The organism is Enorma timonensis (assembly GCF_000321165.1).
Lineage (GTDB): Bacteria > Actinomycetota > Coriobacteriia > Coriobacteriales > Coriobacteriaceae > Enorma.
The window spans coordinates 1-7,951 of sequence record NZ_CAPF01000096.1; the positions used below are offsets into that span (position 1 = coordinate 1).

The following is a 7,951-nucleotide window of genomic DNA, read 5'->3' on the forward strand; positions in this document are numbered from 1 at the left end:
GAAACGAACGTTTTATGCGGGGGTAGCCAAGTAGCCGGCAAAAGGGCAACTCGACTACCTGCGCTTTCTTCAACGCATGACCCCTTGCTACTTCCGAGGGTGCCTATAAACCGCTCGTTTCGCGCAAAACGGGAAATGGGTTGGAAGGAACACGTCCCCAACCAACCCATTCCGGTGCTAATCCTCCAGGTAGCGCGCGAGGAAGGTGCGCGTGCGCTCCTGCTTGGGAGCGGTGAAGATCTGCTCGGGCGTGCCGCGCTCGGCGATGACGCCACGATCCATGAACAGCACCTCGTCGGAGACGCTCTTCGCGAACGACATCTCGTGCGTCACGACCACCATGGTCATGCCGCCCGCCGCGAGCCGCCGCATGACCTCGAGCACCTCGCCCACGATCTCGGGGTCGAGCGCGCTCGTGGGCTCGTCGAAGAGCATGAGATCGGGGTTCATGCAGAGCGCCCGCGCGATGGCCACGCGCTGCTTCTGCCCGCCGGAGAGCGTGTTCACCGCGGCGTGTGCGAAAGCCGCCATCCCCACCGATTCCAGGTGCTCCATGGCTACGTGCTCCGCCTCGTCGCGCGTCATCTTCTTGAGCAGGACGGGCGCGAGCGTGCAGTTGTCGAGCACGTTCTTGTTATTGAAGAGGTTGAACCCCTGGAACACCATGCCGATCTTCTCGCGCAGGGCGTTCACGTTCACGTGGTCCGCGGCGAGGTTCGCCCCGTGGAACCACACATGCCCCGCGTCCGGGCTCTCGAGCAGGTTGATGCAGCGAAGGAGCGTCGATTTGCCCGAGCCCGACGGCCCGATGATCGTCACCACCTGACCGGGCATGACGTTGAGATTGATGTCGCGCAGCACTTCGAGCGAGCCGAACGACTTGCGCAGCCCCTCGATGCGCACCATCGGTTTAGCCTGCGTATCCATGCACTACACATCCCCTCGGTCGTGCTGCGGCTTGAGCATCTCCGCCTGCACCGTCGAATCCGACATCACCACGACCGGCCCCGTCTGCGCGCTCAGGCGCTTCGAGAACATCCCGAGCAGCTTCGTCGCGATCATCGTAAGCGCGAGGTACGCCACCGCGGCGATCATGTTCGCCTGCAACTGCTGGTAGTAGATGCCGGCGATCGAGTCCGTGGCGAACATGAGGTCGAACGTGCCGATCACCGAGAGCACCGAGGAGTCCTTGATGTTCACGACGAGCTCGTTCGACAGGCCGGGGATGGCGTACTTGATGCCCTGCGGGAACACCACCGTGCGCATGGCCTGCCACTGCGAGAGGCCGAGCGAGCGCGCCGCCTCCGTCTGCCCCGGGTCGACCGATTCGATGCCGCCGCGCAGAACCTCCATCATGTAGGCGGTGGAGTTGAACGTGATGGTCACGAAGCCCGCGATGAACGGCGACCACACCACGTTGATGCTGGCCGTCGTGAGCCCCGCGCCGCGCAGGATGGCGACGCCACCGAAGAAGATGATGCCCGCCTGAACCATCATGGGGGTGCCGCGCACGATCGTGCTGTAGACGCGGGCGAAGTCCGCCCCCACGACCTTCCAGAACCGCACGAAGTCGTTGTCGGAGCGGTCGGGCACCTGGATGCGGCAGAACGCCAGCAGCAGCGCGAGGAAAAACGCCAGGATGGTGCCGAACACCGCGAGCACGATCGTGGTGGTGATGCCGGTGATGAACGTCTGCCGCCCCTGGTAGAGCATGTAGAGCGCGCTCTCGAGCGCGTTGTCCACCGGGCGGGAGGACGCGGTGGTGGCCACCGCCCAGGCCGAGGCGAGCCCCATGACGAGGCGGTCGACCGCGAGCACGGCGACGATGAGCCACACGACGTACGACGCGTAGCGCAGCGCACGGCGCACGGCGGGCCGCACGAAGGGCGCGCGCTCCGCATACGTGCGCCAATGCGTGAGCTTGAACACGAGCGCCACCGCGCTGAGCACAAGCCATGCAACGAGCAGGTAGTACATCACGACCTCGAGGGTGTACGCCCGCGCGAGGAAGCTCAGCGCCGGGCGCGGCTGGCTCGAGAGCAGCATCCCCGCGAACGCGACGACGCTCGTGCCGAGCAGCACGTACCTGTGGTCGTTCGTTAGAAACGCCCGAAGGCGGCCGATGCGCGAACGGCCGCCTTGAGGCGAAGACTCATGTGAATCCATGATGCTCCTTGATTCCCGTGGTTCTGCGGCGCCGGCGCCTTACGCGGGCTGGCGATCCATGCAGGCGTTCCACATCTCCTGGCGCTCATCCTGGTCGATACCGTCGATGACCGCGTTGATGCGGTCCATGATCTCGGTATCGGAACCCTTCACGATGGCGGCGTTGTCGGGCATGACGGAACCCTCGAACTTCTCCTCCATGGGAATCTCGACGAAGGTGGGATACTGCTCGATGAGCTTGGGCACGGAGAGCATCGAGTACGTGATGATGTCGCAGGCGCCGTTCGAGAGGTTCTCGACCACGAGCGGGACGGTCTCGGCGGGCGTCATGTGCGTGACGTCCGGGATCTGATCGATGACGTCGTCGTACATGGTGGCCGCCTGCCCCAGGACGGTCGCGCCCGCGAGGTCGGCGAACGTCGTAGCATTGGCGTAGGCGGAGCCGTCGGTGGTGATGAGCACGATGTCGTCATCGATGTAGGAGTTGGAGAAGTCGGCGGATGCGGCGCGCTCCGGGTCGACGGACATGCCGGCGCAGATGATGTCGATCTGGCCGTTGTTGAGCGCGTCGATGAGGCCGGCGAAGTCGAGCTTCACCGCGACGGGATCGAGGTCGAACTCCTCAGCGATGCGCTTGGCGACCTGCACGTCGTAGCCGTCCGCATAGGCGCCCGAGACGTTCTCGATGGGGATGGTGTATTCGGACTCCTCGGAGACCTGCCAGTTGTACGGCGCGTACGCGGCTTCCATGCCCACGCGCAGCACGCCGTCCTCACCGAAGGACGCGGCGGCAGCGGTCGCGTCGGAGCTGCCCGCGGTATCGTCCGTCTCCTGGGCGGCGGGGCCACACCCGGCGAGGAACATCATGCTCCCCATCCCTACCGCTGAGAGCCCCGAGAGCTTCAAGAACTTGCGGCGCGAGCACGCGGGCTGCGTAGATGACAATGCGGTGGGGGTGGTCTTCCTCATGATGGTTCCTTCCCTGATGTGTTGTATAACCCCTTCCGTACGCGCAACCGGAGGGGACCCATTCCCCTCCCCCTTGCAACTTAATGCGAGAAAGTTCCGCGCACGTGGATAAGGATATGCCGGGAAGGCTTGCACGGGCAAGAATACTTTGGCCGAAACAAGCATGAAACGATGCGCGGGCGCGAACGGACGGGCCGTTGCGCCCGCTCGACACAGCAAAGCGCCGCAGGCGAGTCGCTTCCTGCGGCGCTTTTCAGCGGATGTACATTTACCCCAGGGGTATTTTTACATGGGGACGAGAACACCTCCCGCGTGAGTCAAATGAACCCGTCCCCAATGACTCAGCTAGCGGCCCTGGGCGCGGGACTCCTCGTAGAACTCCACGAGGTGCTTCTGCACGTCGTAGGGCACCTGCTCGTAGCCGGCGGGCTCCATCTGGAAGTCGCCCGTGCCGCGCGTGATGGAGCGCAGGCGCGTGGCGTAGTCGGTGAGCTCGGCGAGCGGCACGGTGGCCGTGACCACGGTGTTGCCGCGCTCGTCCGTATCCATGCCCGTCACGCGGCCGCGCGAGCCGGAGACATCGCCCATCACGGCGCCGGCGTAGCTCTCCGGGATGGTGACGGTGATGTTCTCCATGGGCTCGAGCACCACGGGGTCGGCCTCGGCGCACGCCTTCTTGAGCGCGATGCGCGCGGCGGCGCGGAAGGCCATCTCGTTGGAGTCGACCGGGTGGTAGGAACCGTCGTAGCAGGCGACGCGAATGCCCGTGAGCGGGTAGCCGGCGATGACGCCTTCCTTCATGGTCTCCTGCACGCCCTTGTCCACGGCGGGGATGAGCGCGCGCGGGATGCGGCCGCCCACGACCTCGTCGACAAACTCGTAGTCCGTGCCGTCGAGCAGCGGTTCCACGCGCAGATAGCAGTCGCCGAACTGGCCGGCGCCGCCGGTCTGCTTCTTATGGCGTCCCTGCGCGCTCGCCACGCGGCGGATGGTCTCGCGATACGGGATCTTGATGGGAACAATATGCGCGGCGACCTTCGTGCGCTCCTCGAGGCGGTTGAGCAGCACGCTCACCTGCGCCTCGCCCACGGCGGAGATGATGGTCTGGCCGGTCTCCTCGTTGCGCTCGATGCGCATGGTGGGGTCGGCCTCGCAGGCGCGGTCGATGAACGTGAAGAGCTTGTCCTCGTCGGAGCGGTTCTCGGCCTCGATGGCGATGCGGTACTGGCTGTTCGGGAACTGGAACGCCGCGGCCTCGACCTTGCCGGTCACCGAGAGCGTGTCGCCCGTGTCGGCGGCGATCTTCGTGGTGACGATGATGTCGCCGGCCTCGGCCTTGCCCACGTCGGTCATCTCCTTGCCGCACATCACGTAGAGGTGCGCGATGCGCTCGCCCTTGCGCGTGCGGGCGTTCACGAGCTCGATGCCGGGCGTGAGCGTGCCGGTGAGCACCTTGAGGAAGCTGATGCGACCCTGCTGAGGGTCGTTCAGGGTCTTGAACACGAAGGCCACGGGGCGGTCGTCCTCGGACGAGATCTTGAGCGTGTCGCCGTCCACGAGCGGCATCTCGCCGTAGTCCGTCGGCTTCGGGAAGTACGTGGCGATGTCGTCCATGACGGAGTGGACGCCCAGCTCGTGCGTGCACGAACCCACGAACACGGGCACGAACAGGCGCTTCGCGATGGCCTTGGACAGCAGCCCCTCGACCTCTTCCTGCGAGAGCGCCTCGCCCTCGAGGTACTTCATCATGAGCTCGTCGTCGGCCTCGGCCACGGCCTCGCACAGCTGCTCGCGCGCCTCCTCGGCGGCGTCGATGTACTCGTCGGGGATGTCGAACTCGGTCTGCGTCGTGCCCTCGCAATGGCGCGCCTTCATGCGCACGATGTCGATGACGCCCTCGAAGTCGTCGCCCGTGCCCCACGGCAGCGTGACGGCGCCCAGGCGCGCGCCGAAGCGGTCGCGCAGCGCCTTCATGCAGGTGTCGTAGTCCGCGTTCTCCTTATCGATGCGGTTGATGAACACGGCGCGGGCGAGGCGCAGGTCCTCGGCGGCATACCAGAGCTTCACGGTCGTGGGCTGGGGGCCTTCCGCGGCGTCGACCACGAAGAGCGCGGTCTCGCACACGCTCATCGCCGCGTAGGCATCGCCGATGAAATCGGGGTAGCAGGGCGCGTCGAGCACGTTGATGCGCACGCCCTTCCAATCGATGGGCGCGATGGAGGTCGAGATGGAGAACTCGCGCTTGACCTCCTCGGCGTCATAGTCGAGTGTGGGCTTCGTGCCCGCATGACCACCCAGGCGGGCGGTCTTGCCGGAAAGGTGGAGCATGGCCTCCGCGAGCGAGGTCTTGCCCACCCCGCCTTGGCCTACGAGAACCACGTTCCTCACATCACTTGTCTTAGGCGCACCCATAGCAGCCTCCTTGTCTGGGGAGCGCGGCGCGCGCGGGCAAGCATGGGGCCAGCTCCGGGGCGCGCGGCGCACCGAACACATACGCTGAGAAGAGCGTACCCCCGGCACGGGAAGCGCTAACCGTGTTTTCGACCAGTGCGCGCGCAGGAACGCCAGACGGCAGCGGGGCGGGGCGCAGCCGATGTGCACCCCGCCCCGCCTCGTTGCGCGGCTCGTTGTCTCGGGCAGGCGCAAGCCCGCCATGCCGCCGGTGCGTACCGGCCGCGTGCGCGGCTACTCCTCGGTCGCCTGCTCCTCGCGCGGCGCGGCCTCATAGTCGCCGCCTTCGCCCGGGTTCCCCTCGGACGCCATGGCCTCCTCGGCGAAGCGCGCGGCCTCGGCGGCGATCTCCTCGTCGCTCTGGCGCGGCTTGCGGCGCGCGGTGGAGCCCGTCGAGCTGGAACCGCCCTTCACGTCTCCGGCGGCCTCGCGCTCGAGGTAGGCGTCCCAGGTGCCGTCAAGCAGTGCCTCGACCGCCTCCCCCTCGACCGTCTCGCGCTCGAGGAGCACGTCCGCCATGAGCTCGAGCTGCGCACGGCGCTCCGTGAGGATGCGCTTGGCGCGCTCGTGCGCCTCGCGCATGATGCGCTGCACCTCGGAATCGATCCGCCGTGCCGTCTCCTCGGAGTAATCCTGGTGGTCGGCGTAGTCGCGGCCCAGGAACACCTGATGCTGCGCCTCGCCGAATACCTGCGTGCCCAGCTCCTCACTCATGCCCAGGCGCGTGACCATCTCGCGCGCCATCTTGGTCGCGCGCTCGAGGTCGTTCGACGCGCCGCTCGTCACGTCGTCGCACAGCAGCTCCTCGGCCACGCGGCCGCCCAGGAACACCGCGAGCTCGTCGAGCATCTCGTTGCGCGTCTTGAGGAAGTGGTCCTCGGTGGGCAGCTGCATGGTGTAGCCGAGCGCCTGGCCGCGCGGGATGATCGTGATCTTGTGCACCGGGTCGGCGTGCTCCAGCACGTGCCCCACGAGGGCGTGGCCGCTCTCGTGCACGGCGATGGTGCGGCGCTCCGTCTCGGTCATGATGCGCGTCTTGCGCTCCGGGCCGGCGATGACGCGCTCCATGGATTCCTCGACCTCGTCCATGCCGATGCGCGGGCGGTGCCGGCGCGCGGCGAGCAGGGCGGCCTCGTTCATGAGGTTCGCGAGGTCCGCGCCCGTGAAGCCGACGGTGAGCTGCGCGAGCTTGTCGAACTTCACATCCGGGTCGAGCGGCTTGTTCGCGGCGTGCACGCGCAGGATCTGCTCGCGGCCCTTCACATCGGGGCGGTCGACCGTGATCTGGCGGTCGAAGCGGCCGGGGCGCAGGAGCGCCGGATCGAGGATGTCGGGGCGGTTCGTCGCGGCGATGAGGATGACGCTCTCGTTCTCCTCGAAGCCGTCCATCTCCACGAGCAGCTGGTTGAGCGTCTGCTCGCGCTCGTCGTGCCCGCCGCCCAGGCCGGCGCCGCGCTGGCGGCCGACCGCGTCGATCTCGTCGATGAAGATGATGGACGGAGCCTGCTCCTTCGCCTTCGTGAACAGGTCGCGCACGCGGCTTGCGCCCACGCCCACGAACATCTCCACGAAGTCGGAGCCGGAGATGGAGAAGAACGGCACGCCCGCCTCGCCGGCAACCGCCTTGGCGAGCAGCGTCTTGCCCGTGCCGGGAGGGCCCACGAGCAGCACGCCGCGCGGGATCTTCGCGCCGAGCTTGCGGTAGCGCTCCGGGTCGGAGAGGAAGTCGCGCACCTCCTGGAGCTCCTCGACCGCCTCGTCGATGCCGGCGACGTCGGAGAACTTCACCTTGGGGCGCGTCGCCTCGTTCATCTTGGCGTTCGTCTTGCCGAACTGCATGGCCTTGTTGTTCGCACCCATCATCTGGCGCATGAAGTAGATCATGATGAGCACGAGCAGAACCGTGGGGGCGAGCCCCAAGAGCAGATCCATGAACGCGTCGGGGTCGCTCGTGTCCACGACGTATTTGGTGGCCGGATGCGCCGCCATGAGCTCGGCGAGCGCGTCGGAGCCGATGTAGGTCGAGGTGAAGGGCTCCGCCGCCTTGGCGTTGCCGATGTCGGCGGCGTCCTTCCAGTACGTCCCCTCGAGCTCGCCGGTCACGATGGTGTAGGTCACCGAGTCGACGCGGCCGTCCTCGACCGCCGTCACGAACTCGCTCGTCGCGAGCTCCGTGGAATCGGACGGGCGGGCGGGGCCGCCATTCATGCTGAAGACGAGGTACGCGATGAGCGCGCAGGCGACGAGGATGTAGAGCCACGAGGCGCGCGAGGGGCCGCGGCGCGGACGACCCGACGAGGGTCCGCCCTCCTGGCGGGAGCCCCCCTGCGGCTGCTGCGCGAACGGCTCCGGGGAGCTGCCCGGG

5 protein-coding genes are annotated in these 7,951 nt (G+C 67.0%); all 5 read right to left on the reverse strand.

Annotated features, from left to right (window positions below):
- Window positions 1–177: 177 nt before the first annotated feature.
- Complete coding sequence (locus BN423_RS09845; RefSeq protein ID WP_019240081.1) at window positions 178–906, reverse strand: amino acid ABC transporter ATP-binding protein; 729 nt, start codon at window positions 904–906, stop codon at window positions 178–180.
- 24 nt (window positions 907–930) lie between these two features.
- Complete coding sequence (locus BN423_RS09850) at window positions 931–2,166, reverse strand: amino acid ABC transporter permease (protein ID WP_232385569.1); 1,236 nt, start codon at window positions 2,164–2,166, stop codon at window positions 931–933.
- 39 nt (window positions 2,167–2,205) lie between these two features.
- Window positions 2,206–3,135 (reverse strand): transporter substrate-binding domain-containing protein, encoded by a 930-nt coding sequence (locus BN423_RS09855; RefSeq protein WP_232385570.1) that lies wholly within the window; start codon window positions 3,133–3,135, stop codon window positions 2,206–2,208.
- A gap of 345 nt (window positions 3,136–3,480) precedes the next feature.
- Complete coding sequence (locus BN423_RS09865) at window positions 3,481–5,547, reverse strand: elongation factor G (RefSeq protein WP_026089081.1); 2,067 nt, start codon at window positions 5,545–5,547, stop codon at window positions 3,481–3,483.
- 273 nt (window positions 5,548–5,820) lie between these two features.
- A partial coding sequence (ftsH, locus tag BN423_RS10920; protein ID WP_019240086.1) for an ATP-dependent zinc metalloprotease FtsH occupies window positions 5,821–7,951 on the reverse strand: 2,131 nt, incomplete at its 5' end.

Coding starts and splice junctions, on each gene's coding strand:
- BN423_RS09845 (WP_019240081.1), bottom strand. CDS start 906: ATGGTGCGCATCGAGGGGCTGCGCAAGTCGTTCGGCTCGCTCGAAGTG.
- BN423_RS09850 (WP_232385569.1), bottom strand. CDS start 2,166: ATGGATTCACATGAGTCTTCGCCTCAAGGCGGCCGTTCGCGCATCGGC.
- BN423_RS09855 (WP_232385570.1), bottom strand. CDS start 3,135: ATGAGGAAGACCACCCCCACCGCATTGTCATCTACGCAGCCCGCGTGC.
- BN423_RS09865 (WP_026089081.1), bottom strand. CDS start 5,547: ATGGGTGCGCCTAAGACAAGTGATGTGAGGAACGTGGTTCTCGTAGGC.